Raw genomic sequence first — 25,457 nt, 5'->3', positions numbered from 1 at the left:
AGAATGGCGGATCAGACAATTGTCCCTTGCCCCGTATGTAACAATTAAAGCTCTATATTGCTGGCAATTGTACTTCTGCTTCAGGTAGCACAAAATCCTTTAAGCCTTCCTGCTCATCTGGTGGCTTTGGAGGAACAATTGCCCCGTCGCTATCCCTTGGCTTAAGCCGATAAAATCGGACATCTTCTACGACTACTTCTGTTATAAAAACCTTTGTGCTTTCTTCATTTAGAAATGATCTTGATTGAATTCGACCATTCACTCCAATTAATGAGCCTTTTCCGCAATATTTGACGATATGCTCTGCAAGCCTTCCCCATACTGTACAGAGAATAAAGTCAGCATCCACTTCCCCACGACTGTTTTTGTAATTGCGATTAATGGCTAGAGTAAAATGTGCTTGCACTCGATTTCCAGATAAGTGTCGTAACACTGGATCCTTTGTTAACCTTCCGACCAGTCCGACTTGGTTCATTGATTCACCTCCTTTGCTTTTGATTGCTCTCATCTTACAAAAATTAATCCAACGTTGGCAAAAGTCGATTTTTATCATTTCCCTCAGTTTTTAAGCATAAATTGGATATATTGAGCATTTTACTTTTCATGTAATGAAAGATTTTTATGGCAGAATGCTTTTCGCTGTAATAGCAAATGCTAATTGTTGAAATATGCAATTTCGCTGTTTTTGCAGATTATGCGAAAACGCAGCATTAATCTTATCATCAGTGATGCCTCGGCATAATTGCTGCTGTCGCTTCGCTTTCGCGCAGTAAACATTTGCTGCTGTCGCTTCGCTTTCGCGCAGATATACAATTTGTCCGGAATCGGCTTTGTGCTTTGGCGTGCAGATGTTTTGTGCGAAAGCGCAGTGCTAACGTCGGCCATTTCGGTAATGCCACGTGAGCTCCTCTATTTCAGCGGATGTTGAAAAGTAACTTAATACCGCTTCACCTCACCCCTTATAGAGATGGGATACATCTGTACCCGTCCAGAATGAAGTAAAACAGAGCTAATTGAATATGTTATACTAAAAAGGATGACCGACTTAGGAGGATTTTACATATGAAAACATTTAAGATGCTTTCCTTTGACCTTGTCACAAAAGACGGCATGCAACCTTTCCCTTTAGTCGATGGTATTATTATTAACCAGGAGAATAGCCATCAATCTTGGATTCTCGAGCTGTTTATGGACCGACAATATCGTTCAATTTTTGATGAACTTTTAGCTAATGCTACTGTCTTTAATGTACGTGCGGTTATTTCATTTCCAGATAATGAGCCTGCTCCTTTCCAGGTTGTCGTACATACAGTTCAAGAAATCGGCGAGCACATCTCTGTCCTTTTAAAGGGGACACTAAAGACAAAACGCTCGAAATATGCTGAGCAATTACTAGCCGAATTACTAGTTGAGGGAGTTACGTTAGATAAGCTATTGGACCGCTTCTCACACGGTATGAAAGAACGACCAAAACTCAAAAATGATTGATCTCGATTTAACGATGCATTATTTGCATCGTTATTTTTTTATTGGACAGGTTAGGTTCTATTTCCGGGTATTCACTTCTCTCCCGCAAGTATTGCTCGCCCACATTAAAAGAAAAAAAGAGTGTTCCATTGGATGGAAACACTCTTTTTTATATTATCGCGTTACTTTTTCTTCAACGACCTTTTCTTTAACAACACCGTTTGCATTTGGTACATTGTTATAGCCATTTGTACTATTTAAATCAGCATTTGTACCTGGTGTTGTTGTACCTGGTACTGTTGTTGTACCTGGTGTAGTTGTACCTGGAGTTGTAGTTCTTGGACCAGTAGTACCTGGTGTTGTAGCTTCAGGTAGAACAGTGTTACGGTGAACACCATTAACGTCACGATTGTAAACGTCATTTCTTTCTTCTACTTTCTCAACACCTCGGCGAACGTCGTGTTTAACATTCTCCACTGGTCTTGTTTCAACAGCTCTGTTTCCCCAGTTACAACCTCCAAGGAATAAAGCAGCAAGAATAATTGCCAAAAATGACATTCTCCACATAGAAAAATCCTCCTTTCTCGATTGCTATGTCAACAAATACAATGTGTGTGTATTTGTGATCCTACATAGATTGCCCGAGAAAGGAGGGAACTATCCGATTTTTTTACAAACTATTTTTGTTTTTCTTTTAACAGTTGTTCAACGTATGCTGCTTCCGCTTTACAGTTGTAGCTATAATTTGTACCTAGCTCTTTTTGCATGGCCTCGATTGTTTCAATTTGCTTCGCTGTTGGTTCTTCATTTAAAATTTTTGCAATTACTTCATCAATTTTTTGCGCCATCTCTTCATGGAATTCAGTACTCATCAAAACATCTGCTGGGATTTTTTCGATCCATGCGGCATTTTCTTGAAAATAAGTTTGCCAGCTAGCAATAAAGTCTTCCATAGAAAAACGCTCTTCTTTCCAATCAATACTTGCTAAGTATGATTCAAAAGATGTTGAAATCGAACGCGTAATGCTAATTTTAACACCTGAAGACAATTCCTTATACATCAATATAATCCTCCTACGTTTTAAAAACAAAACTAAAATTACATGTATTTCAATTTACAATCACATATACGCCATTGCATTTTTTATAAAACATTTCAATAATCGTGATATTTTTAACTGCATTCACGTCACTAAAAGTACGGAATGTCATAAACTATTAAAAAGATTAACAGTAAAGACATTATTCGACATCATTATTTTATATCTTTTAGCCTATAATTGCAAATTAAGCCTGTTTTGGCTGTTCTGGCCCAATAGCAAATAAAATATCCGCTTCACATACTAGTTCCCCATCGACTGTAGCCACACCGTGACCTTTGCCCATTGCTCCACGTAGTTTTACGAACTCTACTTCTAATCGAAGTTGATCTCCCGGTACTACTTGACGCTTGAAACGACAATTATCAATACCTGTCAAGAAAGCTAGACGACCTTTGAATTCATCTGCATTTAATAATGCTACACCACCAACTTGTGCTAGCGCCTCTACAATTAAAACCCCAGGCATTACTGGATAGCCAGGGAAATGCCCATTAAAAAAGTCTTCGTTCATAGAGACATTTTTTAAACCAACTGCACGCTTGCCTTCTTCTAATTCAACGATACGATCAACGAATAAAAAAGGATAACGATGCGGTAAAATTGCTTGAATTTGTTCTGCAGTTAACATTTTCTTTTCCCCCTTAATAATAATTTCGCCTTGGCGCAATGCGTTGAATAGAATCCGTGACATCCGCCGGAGGCTATATCTTTATTTATTAGGTGTTGGACATCTAATGTATGAAGATATTTTATGTAAACACAAAGTATGGTAAAGAATAATTTTATTCTTTACCATTCATAATATCAAATATATGCTGCCATGTTTCTGGTTTAAAAACGTCCATGGCTTTACCTTGTCCAATTACACTATAGCCAAACATTGCACCTACAACTGCGGCAATAACAACTAAGATGATAATAAGTACAACGCGAAGCCAAATCGGAATCAGCCGTATTTGCACCCAGCGAACCTCTCGTTGCTCTCCATTTGAGCGGTGTTCCTTCTCTTCTGGTGGCGTATCGGTTTCTTTTGTTTGCATAGAACCCCGACTTGAATCGTTTGTCATAGATTGTACTCCTCTTCATTACTTACTAAACAGTAATAACGGATTTACTATCGAATACCATTGATGAGCCCAAGCATTTGGTCAGCTAAAGTTACAGCTCTTGCATTAAATTGATAAGAACGCTGCGTCTGAATTAAATCCGTCATTTCTTTTGAAAGATTTACATTCGACATTTCTAGCGAACCGTTCTGCATGCCAATTTGCTGACGATTTGCTCCTCGTAATTCAGTGACAACTTCAGCTTGTGTATATCCAAGCTGAGCTAGGTTATTCGGCAATCCAACATAGGCGCCAGAAACCTTCTCCATTAGCTGTGGCTTTTGGAACTCTGTCACTGCTACATCAGTACGAATAACATCTCCATTAGGATATGATGCCTCTAATACGCCCCCATCACGGATCGCAAAACTCTTTACATTATCTGGTAATGTAATAGCTTGTCCTGTTGAGTTTGCCAATGGATATCCATCTGCAGTTACAACCATTACTGTTCCATTATTTAATGGTGATAAATAAAAGTCACCTTGACGAGTATACACTGTTTTTGTGCCATTTTCACCATCTGGCATTAAAATATTGAAATATTGCTTTGGTTTTGTAAAGGCTAAATCAAGGTCACGATTTGTTGTTTGTAGAGAGCCTTGCTTTTGATTTGATTGAATTTGTCCAAGCATAGCACCTGATCCATAACGGATGCCAACAGGTGATTGTCGGTCAGCTCGGTCTAGCTTGTCATTATTATATTGCTGATAAAGCAATTCATTAAATGTAGCTTCCTGTGATTTATAGCCGAGAGTGCTGCTATTGGCAATGTTATTACTAATAGTATCTAGTCTATTTTGTAATTGCCCCATTGTATTTGTTGCAGTCATCATTGTACGTAACATGTTCAAACGCCTCCAGTTTGCCTATTATACTTTCCCGATTTCATTTGCAGCCTTTTCCATACTCCGATCGTAAGCCTGTAACACTTTTTGGTTAGCTTCGAAAGCACGATATGCTGTCATTAAATCAGTCATTGTACGACTAGAGTCTACGTTTGAGCCCTCTAGATAATTTTGACGCAGTGTAAAGGCTACGCCATTGGCACCGTAAGCTGTCGGTAAGTTTTCACCATTTTCTGTTCGAATTAAACCATTATCCTGCTTACGTAGCATGTTCGGATTCGCTGAAAATGATACTCCAACACGAGCTACTTGCTGATTATTAACATAAATTGCCCCGTTCTCATCTAGACGAAAATCATCATTCGGCAGCTGGATGCGTTGACCTCTGTCTGATAGCACATACAGTCCCTGTGGATTTACTAAATAGCCTTGGCCATCTAATGTAAAATTCCCGTTGCGTGTATATGCTTCGCCCCCATCTGGATGTGCTAAACGGAAGAATATAGATCCAGAAGTGCCGTCTTCATTTTGCGGTAAGTTTCCATCGATCAAAGCCATATCTGTCGTGAAATCAGTGCTATAGATTTGGCCTTGTATGTAATTTGGTAATGTTTCTTGCATATAAATCCCTGTATTTAATGCGCCAACTTGGCTCATATATTGAGAGCCTGCTTGCTGGTTAGCAGGTGCATTCGTTTTTCCTACACTTGACATGAGCATGTCAGGAAATGAGCGGATTGTTGATTGGTCTGCTTTAAATCCAGGTGTATTTGCATTTGATAAATTGTTGGTAAGTAATTCTGTTCGTCTTTGTTGTGCAATCATACCAGTTGCAACTGTATAAAACCCTTTAAACAAAGGAATCACCTCATTAAATTTTTATAAGGATGCGGGTACTCGATCAATGTTTTCAAGCATAATGCCTGTACCAATTGCTACACAATCCATAGGTTGATCTGCAATGAACACAGGTACTTTTAGCTCTTCGATTAATAGCTGGTCCATACCATGTAATAATGCACCACCGCCAGTAATAATAACCCCACGATCAATTATATCTGCTGATAGCTCTGGTGGTGTTTTTTCTAATACATTTTTTGCAGATTGAACAATCATCGCAACAGATTCATGTAATGCACGTTCAATCTCCTCTGAGTGAATCGTTATTGTACGTGGTAGACCTGTCACCATATCTCGACCACGAATGTCCATCGAATCATTTCGGCTACCTTTAAAGACTGTACCAATTGTAATTTTTATAGCTTCTGCAGTACGTTCACCTATTAGCAATTTATATTCTTTTTTAATATATTGTAAAATATCATTATCAAAAATATCTCCTGCTACTTTAATGGATTCACTCGTTACAATATCACCCATTGATAGAACTGCAATATCAGTAGTCCCGCCGCCAATATCAACTACCATATTGCCGCTAGGTTGGAATATGTCCATACCTGCTCCAATAGCTGCAACTTTTGGTTCTTCTTCTAGGTATACTTTTTTTCCACCTGATTTTTCTGCAGCTTCACGAATCGCTTTTTGTTCAACACTAGTAATGTTTGTTGGACAGCAAATTAAAATACGTGGCTTAGCTAAAAATCCTTTGACGTTTAATTTGTTGATGAAATGTTTTAGCATCGCTTCTGTAACATCAAAATCTGCAATGACACCATCTCGTAGTGGGCGAATTGCAGTAATATTACCCGGTGTACGCCCTACCATTTGGCGAGCCTCTTCTCCCACCGCTAACACTTTATTTGTTTTTTTATCAATCGCCACAACTGATGGTTCATTTAAGACGATTCCCTTGCCTTTAACGTGAATTAATACGTTCGCAGTTCCTAAGTCAATGCCTATATCTTTCGAAAACATTTTATAATTTCTCCTTCCCGCCATTTCCAACTACATAACGTTCATTTTTATCTGTTTATCTAGAATATTTTATCATATCCGACTGGTAATTACACCTAATTTTAGTTAACTAAACTGCATTCTTTCAATTATATGAACACTTCTTGAAAAGAAGAAATCGTTTCAGCACTTTTTTGACTCATCGTCAATCATGCGATTGTTTTCCGTTCCGACTGGCACTTTGTTGTTGCTGTCGCTTCGTTACACTGCGCTTTCGCACAGGTAAAACATTTGTTGCTGTCGCTTCGTTACACTGCGCTTTCGCACAGGTAAAACATTTGTTGCTGTCGCTTCGTTACACTGCACTTTCGCACAGGTAAAACATTTGTTGCTGTCGCTTCGTTACACTGCGCTTTCGCACAGGTAAAACATTTGTTGCTGATGCTTCATTACACTACGCTTTCGCACAGTTAAAACATTTTGTTGCTGACGCTTCGTTACACTACGCTTTCCACAATGTTTATACCAATTTGCTGAGTCGATTTTGTAAGGAAGCTTGTCCTTTGCATCAAAAAAAGAACGAATCAATCTTGACTCGTTCTTTCCTTCCACTTGTTTTTCGTTGCCTCTCCTCCACGAATATGACGTACGGCCTTATGGTAGGCGAGTATTTCCTTTACTTGCTCAGCTAATCCTTCATGAATTGTTGGCAGTCGCTCTGTTAAATCTTTGTGCACCGTACTTTTTGAATAACCTGTCATTTTCGCGAGGACACGCACAGTTTCACGCGTCTCAATCAATAATTCACCGAGGCGTATGCAGCGCTTCCGAATGTGCTCGTGCACGTTCTTCGTCCTTTCCACACAATTTCACAAATGGCATCAGATGCACGTCTGCGCATTTCTTCACCTTATGTGAGGACAAAGCTATTCAGAACACGTTTTACATTTTCACGATAAAATTCCGATTTTTTATGCATTTTTTAGTATTATTTCTTTCAATGTAAAATTATCATTTACTATAGTTAAAATCTACGAATTTTCCTATCATCAATTATGCTTACGCTGAAAAGTGACTTAAACTAGCAGAAGTCTCCCACCTATAAGGGTGAGAGACTTCAATTAAAAGGCTAGTAATTTTTTCGGATTCATATATTTTCCGTTTTCTAGTACTTCAAAATGCAAGTTAACGCCAGCTGTTTGGTTCCACTCATTGTCAGTCGCTTTTCCAAGTAATTGACCTTGTGTTACCTCATCGCCTTCCTTAACAGCAATGTCTTTTACAGAGCTATAATGTGTTTCCTTACCATCTGCATGCTCAATAACAATTTTATTGCCTGTAAATGCATCAAGTTTTACTTGTTTTACTTTACCACTTAGAGCAGCAAGTACTTCAAATTCTTCACCATTCATAGAAAGAGTAATACCGGAAGATGTCGTAAATGTTTGATTAAATACCATTAGTGCTTTTTCACGCGACTCTGCATTAGCTTCTACTTCATAAAACTCTTGTGAAACTTGCATCTTACTAAGATTCGCTTCCTTGAACGGGTACTTCATTGTTTCTGTTTTTGCATTTGTTTCAACTACAGGACCTGAATCTACTTCAGCTACGTTTGATGACGGAGCTTCTTCTACTTTGGATACAAGACTATTGTAACCAAGTAGCAAACCTGCTAGCATTAGAGCACCACCAGCGTAAACTGCTGGCCAAAACCATGGTTTCTTCTGTAATTGAACTTTTTCATCTTGATTTTGAGAAGTTTTACTATTTTTATCCTCTCTCATTTTCATCACCTCTAGTGGCAGTGTGAACAACTAGAAGTTATTTTAAACATGCATCTATCTTTTTTATTTCAATATCTTGATAATAATAGTGTAAAATTTCGTCAGCAGTTTTCCCATCGCTTGCCATAGCCTCTGCTCCATATTGACTCATTCCTACCCCATGCCCGTATCCTTTCGTGCTTACTTGCACTTTTCCAGCTGCAGAATTATAAGCAATTTTAAAATCCGTTGATGGTATTTCTAAAAGTGTCCGCACTTCTCGTCCTGACCACACATTCTTACCTAACTGCATGCGCTCAACACGTCCTGACTCATTTACAAATAACTGTACACGGTTGAAGTCACTTACCTGCCATTTCACAGGCCACAGTGCATTCCATTCAGCTAATGTCCATTCTTTCATCGCTGAAAACTTTGGGGATGATAAATCAGATTTACTCTTAACACTTTGTAAATAAGGGACATCATTACCACTAAAATCGTAGGCACTTTCTGTTTTTCCATTGCTCGTAGAATGAAACATTGCCGTAATTAATTCATTATTATATAGAAGAACTTGTCCTTTCGTTTCATTAATAGCCTCGACAATTTTCTTTTCATTCCCCGGGAAATTGCTAGTCCAATTCTCTTTTCTTTGCTCCTTATTGTAAAAAACTTGTCTAGCAACAGTAGGAGCGATAGCTATTTTACCGTAATTTGTCGATTTCAACGCGTAAGTCCGTGCTGCAATAGCTTGTGCCTTTAAAGCTTCTTTGTTAAATGAAACAGGCATTTCTGCAGCTACCACACCAGTTACGTAAGTTTCTAAAGGGATTTTCTCCTGTTGTCCCTCCACTTCTATGAATATTTCACAAGCTTGCTCTGTTGTTGCAGGCGAATCCTTAACCTTAAGTCTCTCACCAAATGCCACAGGAAGCATATATAATGCTCCAATCAAACAAATTATGCCTATACTCATTATCCATTTTTTCATAAGGAATAATATGCTAGAATTCTTCAAAATATGTGACCGTTGGTAAAGGGAACTTCAATATAGGATGGTAAACAGACTGAGGGCTGTATATGTGAAGGATGCGGATGTTAATTCCTATTTATTAAGGTTTTTAAAACGTATGCCATGCTTTTAGTTGATTGGAGTGGAGGCTGGACGGCTCCTTGGGGATTAGCAATAGAGGAACGAAGGCTAAAAGCATCACACCCTGTGATAACGCCTTCGTGACCAACATCGTGTTGACCCGAGACCCTGCAGCGCAGCGGATGTTTTCTGTGCGAAAGCGATGCGGCAGCTACAAAGCGCCCAGCCGGAACGGAAATCAACCTCACGTTATGAAGATAACCAATTATAAAACTCTCCCCAGCGTGGATTAAACTAAAAAGAAAAAACCCTCTGCTCGTAAGCAAAGGGTTTATAAATTGATTTATTTTGTTGGTAATTCAACTGTTGCTTTCTCTTTAACGATAACTTCCTCAACTGGTACACGTTCAATTTGTGCGCCAAGTGCAGCCAGCTTGCCATGGAAATCGACATAACCGCGATCTAAATGATGAAGCTTTGTCACTCTAGTCACACCTTCAGATACAAGACCTGCTAAAATTAGTGCAGCCGCAGCTCGTAAATCAGTCGCCATTACTTCAGCACCCTGAAGATTTACAGGCCCTTCGATAAACACAGAACGTCCTTCTATTTTAGCACCGGCATTCATGCGACGGAACTCCTCAACATGCATAAAACGATTTTCAAATACCGTTTCCGTAATAATACTCGTACCTTCAGCAGTTAACATTAAGGCCATCATTTGAGATTGCATATCTGTCGGGAAGCCTGGATGTGGCATAGTTTTAATATCAACAGCTTTTAATGTTTTAGGAGCACGTACACGTATTCCTTCATCAAGCTCAGTTATTTCTACACCCATTTCACGCATCTTTGCAATTAATGCTGTCATATGTTCAGGAACAGCATTTTCAATCGTTACATCACCTTTTGTAATTGCTGCTGCAACCATAAATGTGCCAGCTTCAATACGGTCAGGAATAATATGATGTTCTGTTCCATATAATGTATCGACTCCTTCGATACGAATCGTATTCGTACCTGCACCGATGACACGACCACCCATACTATTAATGAAGTTTGCAAGATCAACAATTTCAGGTTCTTTTGCAGCATTTTCAATTACAGTTGTTCCTTGCGCTAAGGCTGCAGCTGTCATAATATTTTCAGTTGCCCCAACGCTAGGGAAGTCCAAATACACATTTGCGCCTTTTAAACGGCCATCCGCCTTCGCCTCTACATATCCATGACCAAATGAAATTTTTGCTCCCATAGCCTCAAAGCCCTTTAAATGTAACTCAATTGGACGTGAACCGATTGCACAGCCCCCTGGTAAAGCTACACGAGCATAGCCGTTTCGAGCAAGTAAGGAACCCATTACTAAAATTGATGCACGCATTTTACTAACAAATTCAAATTGGGCTTCACTAGAAAGTTCTTTTGTTGTATCTATATATACTGTATTATCCTCAGGTATATATGTAACTGCCGCATTTAGACTTTTAAGTACTTCATTTATAGTAAAGACATCTGCTAAGTTAGGGACTTCTTTAATTACATTTTCTCCTTTAGAAGCAAGTAAAGCCGCTGCTAGGATTGGTAACACCGCATTTTTTGCGCCCTCTACGCGCACTTTTCCCTGTAGCTTTTGGCCGCCAGTCACTATTATTTTTTCCACCCTATGTCCCTCCGAATTCAATCTATTAATCTATCAAAATTTTCTTTTAAAAAGAAGTATAATGTCATAATCAGTAAACAAACAACTTTATAGTACAACTTTTCTTAAGCTCGTTCAAGCTTCCAAATCACTATTTTACGTCATTTATTGATATTTTGCTATTTATTTATTGTACGCATGATTTTTTTTTTTGTGAATGACCAATAACACGGAAGAAAAGCGTTAATTTCTAATATCTACCCAAGTATTTGTGAACAAAAACCAAATCTAATGGATTTATATCAATAATTTCGAAGAGTAATTGCGTCCGAATTCATCTCCTCACCTTAAGAGATAGGAGACTTCTGTACCTGTCGCTACGACTGCTTTCGGTACATAAAACATTTGTAGCTGGCGTTTTACTTTCGCTATGAAAACATTTGCTGAAAAAAACCAGCTAATTTTTACATATTTCAAAGGACCACATAAATTATATTATAAAGCCCTGTGAAACATGTAGATTTAATTACTAACGTATAGATAGTAATAAGGGGCTATTAAAATAAATATGGCAGCTTCCCTGACCAGTTTGAAATTTGCAGAAAGAAATTAGAAACGGCTGATCCTATCGTAATACTCAATAAAATATAAATTAATTGGATTTGAAAAACTTTATTCTTCTTAAAGATTTTTTCTAGCATAAACGCTTGTAGCGCATAAAAAGTTATGGCGATAAAAAATATATGCGATAAAATCCCTATTAAAGCTTCCTGTCCTATTGCCTCATATATTTCCATGTTGGTTCCTCCAAATTAATTCCTTTAGCATTACTCTCAAACAGTAGCACAATGTTAAAAAACGGACAGATGTTGAATCTGCCCGTTAAAATTTGAATTAGATATTACCCTCATGAACGTTGATACGATTCAACGCACGTTTTAATGCTAGGTCAGCACGTTTGAAATCAATGTTATCTTGTTTACTTTGAAGACGACCTTCAGCACGTTTAACGGCTTCTTTAGCACGTTTAACATCAATGCTTTCAGCAATTTCAGCAGACGGCGCTAAAATTGAGATTTTTTCAGGGCGAACTTCAATGAAACCACCGCTTACAGCAACAAGTTCAGTTGAACCGTCTTCTTTTTTAAGCTTCACTGCACCAATTGCAAGTGGAGCAACCATAGGAATATGGCCTGCAAGAACACCGATTTCACCTGAAGTTGTTTTAGCGATTACCATTGATACTTCAGAATCGTATACTGGGCCGTCGGGAGTGACAATATTGACTAGAACTGTCTTCATATTTTTTCCTCCTCGTCCCTAGTATTAAACCTCTACGCCCATGCTTTTCGCTTTTTCAACTACTTCATCAATAGATCCAACTAGACGGAAAGCATCTTCTGGCAGGTGATCCCATTTGCCATCAAGGATTTCCTTGAATGAGCGAACAGTTTCTTTAACAGGTACATAAGAACCTTTTTGACCAGTAAATTGTTCCGCAACGTGGAAGTTTTGAGATAAGAAGAATTGAATACGACGAGCACGTTCTACTGTTTGTTTATCTTCGTCAGATAATTCATCCATACCTAAGATAGCAATGATATCTTGTAATTCACGGTAACGTTGGATTGTACGTTGTACACCAGTAGCGATTTCATAGTGCTCAGCGCCTACGATTTCTGGCGATAAAGCACGAGAAGTCGAAGCTAATGGGTCAACCGCAGGGTAGATACCCATTTCTGATAATTTACGCTCAAGGTTAGTAGTTGCATCTAAGTGGGCGAAAGTTGTAGCTGGAGCCGGGTCAGTATAGTCATCGGCTGGTACGTAGATCGCTTGAATAGAAGTTACAGAACCTTTGTTAGTAGATGTGATACGTTCTTGTAATTTACCCATTTCAGTTGCAAGAGTTGGTTGGTAACCTACCGCAGAAGGCATACGACCTAATAGGGCAGAAACCTCAGAACCTGCTTGTGTGAAACGGAAGATATTGTCGATGAATAAAAGTACGTCTTGACCTTGTTCATCACGGAAGTATTCCGCCATTGTAAGACCAGTTAATGCTACACGCATACGTGCACCAGGTGGCTCGTTCATTTGACCGAATACCATCGCTGTTTGTTTGATAACGCCTGAATCGCTCATCTCGAAGAATAAGTCGTTCCCTTCACGAGTACGCTCACCTACACCAGCGAATACAGAGATACCTGAGTGTTCTTGTGCGATGTTGTTGATTAATTCTTGGATTAATACAGTTTTACCTACACCGGCACCACCGAATAGACCGATTTTACCACCTTTAATATATGGTGCTAGTAAGTCTACTACTTTGATACCTGTTTCAAGAATTTCAACTGTAGTTGAAAGGTGCTCGAAAGATGGTGCTTCACGGTGAATTGAATCACGACGTGCGTCTGCTGGAATCTCTTCACCTAAATCGATTACTTCTCCAAGTACGTTGAATACACGACCTAGCGTAACTTCACCAACTGGTACTGAGATAGCTTTTCCTGAGTCTGTTACTTCTGCTCCACGTTGTAAGCCATCAGTAGATGACATTGCAATTGTACGAACAGAATCATCACCTAAATGAAGAGCAACTTCTAATGCAAGAATTGTTGGTTCTTCATTAGGACGTTCAATCTTAACTGTTAATGAGTTATAGATTGCTGGTAATTGGCCATTGTCAAATTTTACGTCAACAACTGGACCCATTACTTGAATAACATGTCCTTTATTCATTACTGTGTACCCTCCTATCGTATTCTTATACGACATTGGGAAGCTGGCCTATTCTAAGGCTGCAGCTCCACCAACGATTTCTGTAATTTCTTGTGTAATCGCCGCTTGACGCGCACGGTTATATTGCAATGAAAGGTCTGAAATAAGATCAGAAGCGTTATCAGTTGCATTTTTCATAGCCGTCATACGAGAAGCATGTTCACTTGCTTTTCCATCTAATAATGCGCCGTAAACTAAGCTTTCCGCGTATTGTGGAAGTAACACTTCAAGAATTGCTTCACCAGATGGCTCAAATTCGTAAGAAGCATTACTGCTAGCAGGTGCAAGATCCGTTAATGGAAGAAGTTTTTTCTCTGTCACTTCGCTAGCGATTGCGCTGACAAAGTGATTGTAGTACATATAAAGTTCATCATACGTACCATCAGTGAACATACCAACAGCTTTACGAGCGATTTCTTTAATATCAGCAAATGATGGTTGGTCCGGAAGACCGACAACATCGCTGATGACATTATGATCACGTTTCACAAAGTAGTCACGAACAACACGACCTACCGCTAAAATAACGTATTCGTCTTTTGATTTATGACGCTCGTCAATTGTACGTTGTACTTGACGTAGGATACTTGAGTTGTAAGCACCTGCAAGACCACGGTCAGAACCAATGACTAAGTAAGCTGTTTTCTTAACAGGACGAGCAGTTAACATTGGATGTCCGCTGTCTTTTGTTCCTGAAGCGATCGCGCCTACTACGTCCTGGATTTTTTCCATGTAAGGAACGTACGCTTTAGCGTTTTGCTCTGCACGACGTAACTTTGAAGAAGAAACCATCTGCATCGCTTTCGTAATTTGTTTCGTACTCTTTGTAGAAGTAATACGACCTTTAATTTCGCGTAAGTTTACCACTGGTATTTCACCACCTTTTGTTTTTTAATCAAGTGACTAGCTCGAACTTATTCTGATTTAGCGAAAGTTTTTTTGAACTCAGTTAAAGCAGCTACGTAATCCGCATCAGGAGCAAGCTCTTTTGTAGTACGAACATGATCTAAAACGTTTGTGTGGTTTGTATCTAACCAGCTTAGGAATTCACGTTCGAAGCGAACGATATCTTGTACTGGAATATCATCTAAGTGACCTTTAGTTAATGCATAAAGGATAGCAACTTGTTTTTCAACTTTTAGTGGTTTGTTAAGGTCTTGTTTAAGAACTTCAACCGTACGTTTACCACGTTCAAGTTTTGCAAGAGTTACTTTATCTAAATCTGAACCGAATTGAGCGAATGATTCAAGCTCACGGAATGCAGCTAAGTCAAGACGTAGTGTACCCGCAACTTTTTTCATTGCTTTAATTTGAGCAGATCCACCTACACGTGATACAGAAAGACCGGCGTTAATCGCTGGACGTACACCAGAGTTGAATAAGTCAGATTGTAAGAAAATTTGTCCATCAGTGATTGAGATTACGTTAGTTGGGATGTATGCAGAGATATCCCCAGCTTGTGTCTCTACGAATGGAAGAGCTGTAATAGAACCATTTTGGTATGTTTCGTTTAACTTCGCAGCGCGTTCTAATAAGCGGCTGTGTAAGTAGAAAACGTCACCAGGGTAAGCTTCACGACCTGGAGGACGGCGAAGAAGAAGTGAAAGTTCACGGTAAGCTGATGCTTGTTTAGTAAGATCATCATACACGATTAAAACGTGTTTACCTTGTAACATGAATTCCTCTGCCATAGATACACCAGCAAATGGTGCTAAGAATAATAATGGAGCTGGTTGAGAAGCAGAAGCTGTCACAACGATTGTGTAATCTAAAGCGCCATTTTTACGAAGAGTTTCTACTACACCACGTACAGTAGACTCTTTTTGACCAATTGCAACATAGATACAGATCATGTTTTGGTCATTTTGGTTAAGAATTGCATCGATTGCTACTGATGTTTTACCAGTTTGACGGTCACCGATGATTAACTCACGTTGACCACGACCGATTGGTACTAAAGCGTCAATCGCTTTGATACCAGTTTGTAGTGGTTCGTGTACTGATTTACGAGCCATTACACCGAAAGCTGGACTTTCGATTGGACGAGTTTTTGTTGTGTTGATTGGACCTTGTCCATCCACTGGTTGACCAAGTGGATTTACAACACGGCCAATTAGTTCTTCACCAACTGGTACTTCCATGATACGACCTGTACGACGAACTTCATCGCCTTCTTTGATGTCAGCGTATGGACCTAAGATTACGATACCAACGTTACCTTCTTCTAGGTTTTGAGCCATACCCATAACACCATTAGAGAACTCTAGAAGTTCTCCAGCCATGGCGTTGTCGAGGCCATGAGCAAGAGCGATACCGTCACCAATACGGATAACTGTACCAACTTCGCTTACTTTAAGTTCAGATTCATAATTCTCAATCTGTTGTTTAATCAGACTGCTGATTTCTTCAGCCTTGATGCCCATGTATGTCACCTCTCACATTTCTAAATTATTAACCGATTAATTCACGTTTTAGGCGCTCTAGCTTATTCGCTACTGAGCTATCATAAATATGATTACCGATTTGAACACGAATACCACCAAGAAGTGATGGATCAATTTCGTTTGTAATGTTTAATGATTGTTTCCCTACAAGTTTCGCAAATGCTGTTGAAATATTAGTACTTTCTTCAGCCGAAAGTTCACGAGTAGAGAATACTGTTGCATCTGCAGTACCTTGTGCCTGTGCAGCAAGCTCAGCATATGCGTTAGCAATAAGCTTCAGTTCGTTTACACGTTTTTTCTCAACAAGTAGTTGAACTGTGTGTACAACCTCTGTTGTTGCACCTGCAAAGATTTCTGCTACCATTTGTTTCTTACGTTCGATAGAGAACTTAGGAGCATTTAAAAGTGTTAAAAAATCAGGAGATTCTTTGACTACCTTTGTTAGCTCATTTAAGTCTGCTCCAACTTCAGTAAGAATGTTTTTTTGTTGCGCTAATTCAAAAAGCGCTTGAGCGTAACGTTTTGCTACAGTTGAATTACTCATCGAGCTTCCCCTGCCTTCGCAATCGTCTCTTCAATTAGAGCACGGTTGTCTGCCTCAGAAATCTCTTTGCTAAGGACTTTAGATGCTGCAAGTACAGATAAAGAAACGACTTCATCACGTACAGCCGCAATAGCTTTTTCTTTTTCAGACTCAATTTCACGTAAAGCCGATTCTTTTAAGCGGTTTGCTTCATTGCGAGCTGCAGTAAGAATTTCTTCTTTTTGCATTTCGCCTTGCTTCTTAGCGCCTTCAACAATCGATTGTGCTTCCGTACGAGCTTCTTTAAGAAGGCTCTTTTGTTCTTCTAAATATTGATGCGAATCTTTGCGCGCTTTTTCAGCTGCTTCGATTTCACTAGCTACTAATTCTTCACGTTGTTGCATGATGCCCATAAGTGGACCCCAAGCGAACTTTTTAAGTAATAGCATTAGTAATAAGAAGATAACTAATGTTGCGGCGATATCACCACCATTAAAACCAGGACTAGCATTGCCTAGTACAAGATTATCTAAAAACACGATTGTTTCACTCCCTTCAAGAGCTTTAACTTCAACATAATAATTTAATTACTAGAAAAACTACCTATTTTAAAAAGCTATATTTACACATAGCTTTTATCAGTTCCAAAATGAAGGGCGAAGTTTCATCTGGAGATTCCTGCTTCGCCACTAGAATTCAGTGTACAACTGAATTATTTGTTCATTACGATGAATGCGATTACTACTGCGATGATTGGTAGGGCTTCAACTAATGCAACCCCGATGAACATTGTAGTTTGAAGAACGCCACGAGCTTCTGGTTGACGAGCGATACCTTCTACTGTTTTTGAAACGATAAGACCGTTACCGATACCTGCACCAAGTGCACCTAAACCGATTGCGATTGCTGCTGCTAATAAACCTAATGAACCTGTCATTTGAAAATTTCCTCCTTGGAATTGTTTGTTTTTTTTGGGTTCAAGCATAAGGTGTATGCTTTATATTAATGGTCATCGCTCACTTTATGAGCCATGTAAACCATTGTTAACATTGTGAAGATAAAGGCTTGGATAAAGCCGATGAAAATAGAGAAACCTTGCCATGCCATCATTGGAACAATTGCTCCGATGAATCCCATTGGACCCGTAATAGCTAAACTTGCGATTAAGCCAAGTAAAATCTCACCTGCATAAATGTTACCGTAAAGACGAAGACCTAATGTTAAAGTGTTCGCAAACTCTTCAACGATTTTTAGCGGGAACATGAATGACATTGGTTTGAAGAATGTACCAACATAATGGCCTGTCCCCTTCATTTTAATACCATAGAAATGTGTTAAGGCTAAAATCATTGCTGCAAGCGTCATTGTAACAGTTGGGTCAGCTGTAGGAGATTTCCACCAAAGTTCGCCGTTATAAGCGATAGAGAACGGAAGACCTAATAAGTTAGATACGGCGATAAACATAATTAGTGTAATACCTAATACGTGGAATCGCCCACCAGTTTTCCAGTCCATGTTGCTTTTGATGATGTTTTTTACGAAATCCATAATCCATTCCATAAAGTTTTGCATACCAGTAGGTTTTAACTTTAGGCTTCTAGTTGAAATAAAAGCGATTAAGAAAACGATTACGGCCGCAACTAGTAACATCATTACAGTTGAAAGGTTGAACGTTAGTTTGAACAAACCAAAATCAACTACTTTTAATGGAGCTTCATGATTCATTGTTATTTTTCACCTCTCTTTCTAATTTAAAGCACATTAGCGGTTCCTTACATGTGACACTATTCTCTCGACAAAGAGAAAAACGTACGGAATCATTAGCCCTATGACCGTGCTAATTAAGTGAAAATAGTTTGGCAACGAAATGGCTAAAGCGACTGCCGCTACACCTGATGCAAAGCGAAGCGCTGTACCAAGTGAGCCTACTTTCTTCCCTTCACTAATGGATTGATCAAACTTCTCCATACGGCGAACTAAAATCCAAAAATTATACGTACCAAAGAATGCACCGATTGCGATGCCCGCAAAAACCGTCTGATAGGGTGTAAATCCCCAGCCTAATGCACAGAGTGCGAGCAAAAAAAATAACGCTCTCTTCTGCACAGCAAAAATGTGATGCAAATCTAGCATTGGTTTATAATCTCCTGAATCAATTTTTCGAGTAAAGAAACGTTTGCTGACCACTATGTGAAATCAGAAAAGAGCAGTGAAAAACACTACTCACAGCGGAATAGTAACGGGAGAGCGTCATTTTGAAATTACAGGTGTAAATCCCAAAAATATCTTACACCCCGAAACGCACAAAACGTTGCAAATCGACAGTTTTTGGTTTGAACTGTCAATTTAGTAGAAACTTGATGTAACAAGTGTTTCAACCTCTATTTGCGATTTGAAACCCTTATCATTATTACCCTTTGTAAGCATACAATAGGAGATATTTGAAGTCAATTAGTAAAGGAGAAAAACTTCACAGCCACTATACTCTTGTCAAATTGTTGACAAATTTGTGTATGAAAATTCATAGTTTCAAAATCAATGTTCACGTTTGTGCAAAAAAAAGCTAATCTACGGCACAATTATGCTCGCAAATTAGCTCACCTATCACGATTAGTACATTTGACTCATTTTTTGATTTCAAAAAGGGATATTACTTGCTTTTTTGTAAAAATTCCAGAAGCGCCTTCACAATACGTTCAGAAGCATGTCCATCACCATAAGGATTTGATGCTTTTGCCATTGCTTCATAGGCATTTTTATCTTCTATTAATTGCTTAGCTAGAGAGTAGATTGTTTCTTCTTCCGTACCTGCTAGCTTTAGAGTCCCTGCTGCAATACCTTCTGGGCGCTCTGTTGTATCTCTTAGTACTAAAACTGGTTTCCCTAATGAAGGTGCTTCTTCTTGGACGCCACCAGAATCAGTTAAAATCATATAAGAATTAGCCGCAAAGTTATGGAAATCGAAGACTTCAAGAGGTTCAATTAAATGCACACGCTGATGATCTCCTAAAATTTCATTAGCTATTTCTCTTACAGCTGGGTTCATATGAACTGGGTATACAACTTGTACATCCTCATGCTCTGCTAAAATTCTAGTAATCGCTCTAAACATATGACGCATAGGCTCACCTAGATTTTCACGACGATGTGCTGTTAATAGAATCATACGATCTGACCCTATTTTTTCTAACACAGGATGTGTGTAATGTTCATTTACTGTTGTAGCTAATGCGTCGATAGCAGTGTTACCAGTAACAAAAATAGTTTCTGGGTTTTTATTTTCATCTAAAAGGTTTTTCTTAGATACTTCTGTTGGTGCGAAATGAAGGTCAGCCATAACACCTGTTAACTGGCGGTTCATTTCCTCTGGGTATGGTGAATACTTATTCCAAGTTCGAAGACCTGCTTCCACATGTCCGATTGCAATTTGGTTATAAAATGCAGCTAAACTTGCAATGAAAGTTGTTGCTGTATCACCATGCACTAAAACAATATCCGGTTTTGCTTCTTTCATGACTTTGTCTAAGCCCTGTAATGCATTAGTCGTCACGTCAATTAATGTTTGACGATCCTTCATAATATTTAAATCATAGTCTGGTGTAATTTTAAATGTTTCTAAAACTTGATCGAGCATTTGGCGATGTTGTGCTGTAACTGTCACAACCGATTCTATTTGCTCAGGATACTTTTGTAATTCCAATACAAGTGGAGCCATTTTAATAGCCTCTGGTCTCGTACCGAAAATCGTCATTACTTTCCATTTTTTCGTCAAAACGATTTGCACCGTCCTTTGTTTTATTTGTATGAAAAGTGCTTACCCCCATTGAACGTCGTTATATGTAGCAAATGTCGGACTTCAAGAGAAGTAATTCACCTAACATACTATGAAACGTCCTTCAATATTGAAGGACGCTCCCAAAAGTTATAAGTTTCCTAAAAATTACATACTAAATCTATTTTTCATTGGTTTTCATATAACATGAGGTGAACCTTGTTATTACCGTTGAAAACTGTTCAGTATTATTTCGTACCGAATAAGCGGTCGCCTGCATCACCTAAACCAGGGACAATGTAGCCATGGTCATTTAGTTTTTCATCAAGTGCAGCAATATAAATATCTACATCTGGATGATGTTCTTGAATTTCTTTTACACCCTCTGGCGCAGCGATTAAGCACATAAATTTAATGCTCTTCGCACCACGTTTTTTCAGTGAGTTGATCGCTTCCACTGCTGATCCACCCGTTGCAAGCATTGGGTCTACAATGATGAAATCACGTTCTTCTACATCTGCTGGAAGTTTTGCATAGTATTCTACAGGTTTTAACGTTTCTGGATCACGATAAAGACCGATATGACCAACTTTAGCCGCTGGAATTAAATTTAATACACCATCTACCATGCCAATACCTGCACGTAAAATCGGTACAATCGCAATTTTCTTACCAGAAAGTACTTTTGTTTTAGCCACTGTTACAGGTGTCTCAATTTCAATTTCCTCTACTGGCATATCACGTGTAATTTCGAATGCCATTAATGTTGCAACTTCGTCTACAAGCTCACGAAATTCTTTTGTTCCTGTATTCTTATCACGAATATAAGTTAACTTATGTTGGATTAGTGGATGATCAAATACGTATACTTTGCTCAAAGGGATTCTCTCCTAACAGTTCGGATTCATTTTTATCTCACCTAGTATAACAGAAAAAATGAGTCGTCTCAAAAATAAATTTGGGACAACTCCTTTTCAAGAATGTTTGCTACATATAATAGCGATTATTTATCGAGTATTGCATTTAACTGTTCTATCGTCATCGGCTTATAATAGAAATAACCTTGTCCTACTGTACAGCCGAGTGCACGTAAAATCTCAACCTGCTCTTTATTTTCAATGCCTTCTGCGACGGAAGTCATTCCTAAGTTTAATGCTAATTGAATAATGGAGCGGACAATAGCAAGTGTCGCAGCATCTTTAATATCATTTATAAAGCTTCGATCTATTTTTAATTCAGTAAACGGCAGTCTTTGTAAATAACTTAGAGATGAAAAACCTGTTCCAAAATCATCCACCGAAGTTTTAAAGCCGTACTCCTTTAAATCCTGGATAATAGAAAAAGCAGTCTGAAAATCAACTAATCCAATATTTTCTGTTACTTCTAAAATGATATATCTCGGTTCAATATCGTATTTCCGAACGAGCTCCAGTGTATCCTGTACAAAATTTTCATAATAAAAATGATTAGGCGAAATATTAACTGCTACCTTCACTAACTTTTTCCCTAATCGTTTGCGCTCTGCTAGCCAAGAAAGTGCTATCTCTAATATTTGAATATCGATTTCGCGTACCTTTCCTGCACTTTCAGCCACTGGAATAAAAATTGCGGGAGACACGAAACCGAGTTTTGGAGAAATCCAGCGGGCAAGCGCTTCAATACTTTGAATTTCACCTGTCTGTAAATCAACCTTTGGCTGTAAATTCACCGAGATTTCTTTATTTTTTATTGCTTGTGCCAAATGGTTTAAGACAGTCATTTGCTGCTCAAGCACATCATTTCTTTCTTGTGTGAAAATTTCCATATGAGTACCTGGTTTATTGGCCGCAAAAGATACAGCATTATCTGCAAAGCGAATCGCATCAGCAATTTTTATGTCATGGTTATAAAAAGCAATACCAGTCTTCAGTGTAATATAAATTTGCTTTCCACCCACAATAAAAGGCTGACGAATAATCTCTTTTATTCGCCTTTTATAATAGAAAAAGTCTTCATCCGATATCGCATTTGTAATGATTAAACTAGAGCTTGTAAATCTAGCAATATATTCGTTTAGATCATACTTCTCTTCATTTAGACGTTTAGCAATTTGTCTTAAAAGTTCATCCCCCGCTTCACGACCATATAACTCGACAATTTGATGGAATTCGCTTGGCTTTAAGATTTTAATATTACCGTTTTGACTATATTCTTTTTCTACCTTATTTAAAAACCCATGTCGATTAGGCAGCCCTGTTGTGATATCGATATAGGCTAGGTCCCATATCTTTTTTTGTGTTTTTGCATAGGCGTATGCCAATGCAACAAGAGCACCGATTTTTCGGAGCATGCTTTCAAAAGTCTTTTGATCAGTACTAGCATGTTGCCTTAAAAATATCGCGAACAATCCAATTGCTTGATGTTGTTGATTGCATATTGGCATAAACAAAGCAAATGGCATGTCAGATGAATTAGCAAACATTTTATGTTCTATTGGAATATCAATTTCATCCAAGCTCTTAACTAGAATAGCTGTCTCCTCTTGCATAACTCGCTTAAAAAATTGTTTGTTATCACAACGCTCTGGCAAATCTTTTAGGTTGTCGTTCCCTTTAAAAATTCGTAAATGATCTGCCTCTTTAACAAGTATCATACTTGATATTTTCGGCACAAAAAATTGATCTAGACTACTGCAAATAATGCTCATCTTTTTATCGAAGGAATAATCCTTTTCAATCGCTTCGTACATCGTTTTCTCTAGGCGCATTAAAAATTCCTCGGTCTGATAGTAAGTAACTTCCTTCACAACTACTAGCACAAATAATGTTTCATTTTTATTATTTTGAAATGGGAGTGCTTGTATCTCTGCCCAAAAAGGAGATTTATCGAAGCAACTATGTTGCAACTTTTCTTGTACTATGGCTCCGCTATGTATTTTATTTTTAATCCTTTCAATAGTTGTCTGTTCTTCGTTTGACATCAATGAAAAATAATCGATATTTATTATTTGCGAACGAGTAGTATTTGTAAGTGTACAAAAAGAATCATTACATTCTAATATGCAATTGTTATTTGTTGCATCAAAAATAACGTAACTTTCTTTAGAATTATCACCTAATCTACGAATTGTATTTAATAGCATTTCATGATCTATGATCATTGTATTAGTAACCATTCAGCCCCTCCTCCCTTTTTCTCCATCAATATACGTCGACATAATCGCTGAAAGAAGTTACATCTCTCTTACATTGTATATAAACATTCAATAAATTGTCACTTTTATGAACATGGTTCAGGACATTATTTGTCTATCTCTATTATATAATATATCCTTTCCTACTAAGTTTATGTAAATAAATTCAAAAATTAGAGTATTTTATTTCCAAATTAACGAAAAATAGCGTTTCGTCGATTCCATTTCTCTTTAGATAACAGATTTCTGTGCGAAAGCGAAGCGACAGCAACAATAAGAAGTGGACACGAGGAACTCTTAAAGCATATTACCCCCACTCTATAGCTCATCCGTGAATCTAACTCAAGAAATCGCCAGCCTTCTCGATTGACAATTGCAAAAAAAAACTATGGTTAAAGTGCATTTATCACTTTAACCATAGCTTTATCTAATCGATTATGCCTCGGCACAACTACGTCCGGTGCCTTTAAATTAAACGTATAATGGATGTTTATCAGTTAATGCTTTTACGCGAGCTTTTGCTTCAGCTTTTACTGCTTCATCTTCCGGATTTTTAAGAACCGTAGCAATAATAGCCCCTACTTCTTTCATGTCTTCTTCATTGAAGCCACGAGATGTTACTGCCGGTGTACCAATACGGATACCAGAAGTTACGAATGGAGATTCTGTATCGTAAGGAATTGTATTTTTATTTGTTGTAATGCCTACTTCGTCAAGTGCGTGCTCTGCTACTTTTCCTGTTAGACCAAGAGATTTCACATTAAGAAGTAATAAGTGGTTATCTGTACCACCAGATACAATTTCAACACCTTCTGCCATTAATACTTCTGCTAAAGCTTTTGCATTCGCTTTAATTTGTTTTGCATACTCTTTGAAGTCTGGTTGTAATGCTTCACCGAATGCTACAGCTTTTGCTGCGATTACGTGCATTAATGGTCCACCTTGGATACCTGGGAATACAGATTTGTTAAGCTTTTGTTCCCATTCTTTCGAAGCAAGGATTAAACCACCACGTGGGCCACGTAATGTTTTATGTGTTGTAGATGTTACAAAATCAGCGTACGGCACTGGTGATTGGTGCTCACCAGCAGCTACAAGACCAGCGATATGCGCCATATCCACCATGAAATATGCTCCTACTTCATCAGCAATTTCACGGAATTTAGCAAAATCGATTTCTCGTGGGTATGCAGATGCACCTGCAACAATTAGTTTTGGCTTATGTTCTAACGCTTTTTGGCGTACATCTTCATAATCGATTACTTGAGTATCTTTTGTTACGCCATATTCAACGAAGTTATATAGAATACCTGAGAAGTTTACAGGAGATCCATGTGTTAAGTGACCGCCATGTGAAAGATTCATCCCAAGTACAGTATCACCCGGTTCTAAAATCGTGTGGTATACAGCCATGTTTGCTTGAGCACCAGAGTGTGGTTGTACGTTTGCATACTCTGCTCCAAAGATTTCTTTCACACGATCACGTGCAATATCTTCCACAACATCTACGTGTTCACAGCCGCCATAGTAGCGTTTACCTGGATAACCTTCAGCATATTTATTTGTTAGAACAGAACCTTGTGCTTCCATTACTGCTTCAGATACAAAGTTTTCTGATGCGATTAACTCAATATTTGCTTGTTGACGTTTTTTTTCCGCAAGAATTCCGTCTAATACTGCTTTGTCTTGTACTGCTAATTTTTCGTATGCCATGTTTGAAAAAGCCTCCTAAGTATAATCCTAATTTGTATACTGATCTCAAGGATCTTCACCAAAACGTGTGGTTGATTTCCGTTCCGGCTGGGCGCTTTCCTGGGGGGCGTCCGATGAGCCGCTTCACTCGCGTTGCTCGCTCCAGGGTCTCATCTGTGACGCTGACCCCCTAGTAG

At 38.5% G+C, this 25,457-nt stretch carries 27 protein-coding genes; 1 reads left to right on the top strand and 26 read right to left on the bottom strand.

From position 1 onward, the window contains the following. Positions 1 to 52 precede the first annotated feature (52 nt). On the bottom strand, positions 53 to 475 hold the full coding sequence (locus MY533_RS02095; RefSeq protein ID WP_248717836.1) for a single-stranded DNA-binding protein: 423 nt from the start codon (positions 473 to 475) through the stop codon (positions 53 to 55). A gap of 587 nt (positions 476 to 1,062) precedes the next feature. On the opposite strand from MY533_RS02095, the gene MY533_RS02090 reads away from it, so the two are divergent. Further along, positions 1,063 to 1,488, top strand: coding sequence for a YwpF family protein (locus MY533_RS02090; protein WP_142509173.1), 426 nt, complete (start codon positions 1,063 to 1,065; stop codon positions 1,486 to 1,488). Between the two features lie 153 nt (positions 1,489 to 1,641). Here the strand turns inward: MY533_RS02090 and MY533_RS02085 are convergent, their stop codons facing one another. The 25 genes from MY533_RS02085 to glyA form a co-directional block, all read right to left on the bottom strand. Further along, positions 1,642 to 2,034 (bottom strand): hypothetical protein, encoded by a 393-nt coding sequence (locus MY533_RS02085; RefSeq protein WP_248717835.1) that lies wholly within the window; start codon positions 2,032 to 2,034, stop codon positions 1,642 to 1,644. A gap of 110 nt (positions 2,035 to 2,144) precedes the next feature. Continuing rightward, on the bottom strand, positions 2,145 to 2,528 hold the full coding sequence (locus MY533_RS02080; protein ID WP_248717834.1) for a hypothetical protein: 384 nt from the start codon (positions 2,526 to 2,528) through the stop codon (positions 2,145 to 2,147). 226 nt (positions 2,529 to 2,754) lie between these two features. Further along, positions 2,755 to 3,198 carry a 3-hydroxyacyl-ACP dehydratase FabZ gene (gene fabZ, locus MY533_RS02075; RefSeq protein ID WP_132360390.1) on the bottom strand — a complete coding sequence of 148 codons (444 nt, stop codon included), beginning with the start codon at positions 3,196 to 3,198 and terminating at the stop codon, positions 2,755 to 2,757. Positions 3,199 to 3,352: 154 nt separating this feature from the next. Further along, the gene (locus tag MY533_RS02070) at positions 3,353 to 3,637 is read right to left on the bottom strand and encodes a DNA-directed RNA polymerase subunit beta (RefSeq protein WP_132360388.1); all 285 of its coding nucleotides are present in this window, start codon (positions 3,635 to 3,637) and stop codon (positions 3,353 to 3,355) included. A 47-nt stretch (positions 3,638 to 3,684) separates the two neighbouring features. Then, the gene (locus MY533_RS02065) at positions 3,685 to 4,524 is read right to left on the bottom strand and encodes a flagellar hook-basal body protein (RefSeq protein ID WP_248717833.1); all 840 of its coding nucleotides are present in this window, start codon (positions 4,522 to 4,524) and stop codon (positions 3,685 to 3,687) included. Between the two features lie 24 nt (positions 4,525 to 4,548). Then, positions 4,549 to 5,382 carry a flagellar hook-basal body protein gene (locus tag MY533_RS02060; RefSeq protein WP_132360384.1) on the bottom strand — a complete coding sequence of 278 codons (834 nt, stop codon included), beginning with the start codon at positions 5,380 to 5,382 and terminating at the stop codon, positions 4,549 to 4,551. Positions 5,383 to 5,403: 21 nt separating this feature from the next. After that, complete coding sequence (locus MY533_RS02055; protein ID WP_132360382.1) at positions 5,404 to 6,399, bottom strand: rod shape-determining protein; 996 nt, start codon at positions 6,397 to 6,399, stop codon at positions 5,404 to 5,406. Positions 6,400 to 6,962: 563 nt separating this feature from the next. After that, positions 6,963 to 7,223 carry a sporulation transcriptional regulator SpoIIID gene (locus tag MY533_RS02050; RefSeq protein ID WP_049668034.1) on the bottom strand — a complete coding sequence of 87 codons (261 nt, stop codon included), beginning with the start codon at positions 7,221 to 7,223 and terminating at the stop codon, positions 6,963 to 6,965. 276 nt (positions 7,224 to 7,499) lie between these two features. Beyond that, positions 7,500 to 8,165 (bottom strand): M23 family metallopeptidase, encoded by a 666-nt coding sequence (locus MY533_RS02045; RefSeq protein ID WP_248717832.1) that lies wholly within the window; start codon positions 8,163 to 8,165, stop codon positions 7,500 to 7,502. A 37-nt stretch (positions 8,166 to 8,202) separates the two neighbouring features. Then, positions 8,203 to 9,138: a stage II sporulation protein D gene (gene spoIID / locus MY533_RS02040; protein ID WP_371873290.1), complete on the bottom strand. Its 936-nt coding sequence runs from the start codon at positions 9,136 to 9,138 to the stop codon at positions 8,203 to 8,205. Between the two features lie 445 nt (positions 9,139 to 9,583). Further along, on the bottom strand, positions 9,584 to 10,897 hold the full coding sequence (gene murA, locus MY533_RS02035) for a UDP-N-acetylglucosamine 1-carboxyvinyltransferase (RefSeq protein ID WP_248717830.1): 1,314 nt from the start codon (positions 10,895 to 10,897) through the stop codon (positions 9,584 to 9,586). Positions 10,898 to 11,433: 536 nt separating this feature from the next. Then, positions 11,434 to 11,673, bottom strand: coding sequence for a DUF1146 family protein (locus MY533_RS02030; RefSeq protein WP_248717829.1), 240 nt, complete (start codon positions 11,671 to 11,673; stop codon positions 11,434 to 11,436). A gap of 97 nt (positions 11,674 to 11,770) precedes the next feature. Further along, the gene (locus MY533_RS02025) at positions 11,771 to 12,178 is read right to left on the bottom strand and encodes a F0F1 ATP synthase subunit epsilon (protein WP_132360372.1); all 408 of its coding nucleotides are present in this window, start codon (positions 12,176 to 12,178) and stop codon (positions 11,771 to 11,773) included. Between the two features lie 24 nt (positions 12,179 to 12,202). Further along, positions 12,203 to 13,618, bottom strand: coding sequence for a F0F1 ATP synthase subunit beta (atpD, locus tag MY533_RS02020; protein WP_132360370.1), 1,416 nt, complete (start codon positions 13,616 to 13,618; stop codon positions 12,203 to 12,205). Between the two features lie 48 nt (positions 13,619 to 13,666). Continuing rightward, positions 13,667 to 14,524: an ATP synthase F1 subunit gamma gene (atpG, locus tag MY533_RS02015; protein ID WP_068986226.1), complete on the bottom strand. Its 858-nt coding sequence runs from the start codon at positions 14,522 to 14,524 to the stop codon at positions 13,667 to 13,669. A gap of 47 nt (positions 14,525 to 14,571) precedes the next feature. Then, positions 14,572 to 16,080, bottom strand: a complete 1,509-nt coding sequence (atpA, locus tag MY533_RS02010; protein ID WP_248717828.1) for a F0F1 ATP synthase subunit alpha — start codon at positions 16,078 to 16,080, stop codon at positions 14,572 to 14,574. 28 nt (positions 16,081 to 16,108) lie between these two features. After that, positions 16,109 to 16,645, bottom strand: a complete 537-nt coding sequence (locus MY533_RS02005) for a F0F1 ATP synthase subunit delta (RefSeq protein ID WP_248717827.1) — start codon at positions 16,643 to 16,645, stop codon at positions 16,109 to 16,111. Beyond that, positions 16,642 to 17,163: a F0F1 ATP synthase subunit B gene (gene atpF / locus MY533_RS02000; protein WP_248717826.1), complete on the bottom strand. Its 522-nt coding sequence runs from the start codon at positions 17,161 to 17,163 to the stop codon at positions 16,642 to 16,644. Before atpF ends, MY533_RS02005 begins: the two co-directional genes overlap by 4 nt. A gap of 173 nt (positions 17,164 to 17,336) precedes the next feature. After that, the gene (gene atpE, locus MY533_RS01995; RefSeq protein WP_132360362.1) at positions 17,337 to 17,561 is read right to left on the bottom strand and encodes a F0F1 ATP synthase subunit C; all 225 of its coding nucleotides are present in this window, start codon (positions 17,559 to 17,561) and stop codon (positions 17,337 to 17,339) included. Positions 17,562 to 17,626: 65 nt separating this feature from the next. Continuing rightward, the gene (gene atpB / locus MY533_RS01990; protein ID WP_248717825.1) at positions 17,627 to 18,349 is read right to left on the bottom strand and encodes a F0F1 ATP synthase subunit A; all 723 of its coding nucleotides are present in this window, start codon (positions 18,347 to 18,349) and stop codon (positions 17,627 to 17,629) included. 36 nt (positions 18,350 to 18,385) lie between these two features. Continuing rightward, positions 18,386 to 18,757, bottom strand: coding sequence for an ATP synthase subunit I (locus tag MY533_RS01985; protein ID WP_132360358.1), 372 nt, complete (start codon positions 18,755 to 18,757; stop codon positions 18,386 to 18,388). Between the two features lie 517 nt (positions 18,758 to 19,274). Continuing rightward, entirely contained in the window at positions 19,275 to 20,396 is a 1,122-nt protein-coding gene (gene wecB, locus MY533_RS01980; protein WP_132360356.1) for a non-hydrolyzing UDP-N-acetylglucosamine 2-epimerase, read from the bottom strand. Positions 20,397 to 20,644: 248 nt separating this feature from the next. After that, positions 20,645 to 21,274 carry a uracil phosphoribosyltransferase gene (gene upp, locus MY533_RS01975; protein WP_132360354.1) on the bottom strand — a complete coding sequence of 210 codons (630 nt, stop codon included), beginning with the start codon at positions 21,272 to 21,274 and terminating at the stop codon, positions 20,645 to 20,647. A gap of 125 nt (positions 21,275 to 21,399) precedes the next feature. Continuing rightward, entirely contained in the window at positions 21,400 to 23,550 is a 2,151-nt protein-coding gene (locus MY533_RS01970) for an EAL domain-containing protein (protein ID WP_248717824.1), read from the bottom strand. A gap of 489 nt (positions 23,551 to 24,039) precedes the next feature. Further along, positions 24,040 to 25,281: a serine hydroxymethyltransferase gene (glyA, locus tag MY533_RS01965; protein WP_132360350.1), complete on the bottom strand. Its 1,242-nt coding sequence runs from the start codon at positions 25,279 to 25,281 to the stop codon at positions 24,040 to 24,042. Positions 25,282 to 25,457 lie beyond the last annotated feature (176 nt).

Source organism: Lysinibacillus sp. Ag94 (genome assembly GCF_023242215.1).
Classification (GTDB): Bacteria; Bacillota; Bacilli; order Bacillales_A; family Planococcaceae; genus Lysinibacillus.
This window is presented reverse-complemented; position numbering and strand designations above follow the sequence as displayed.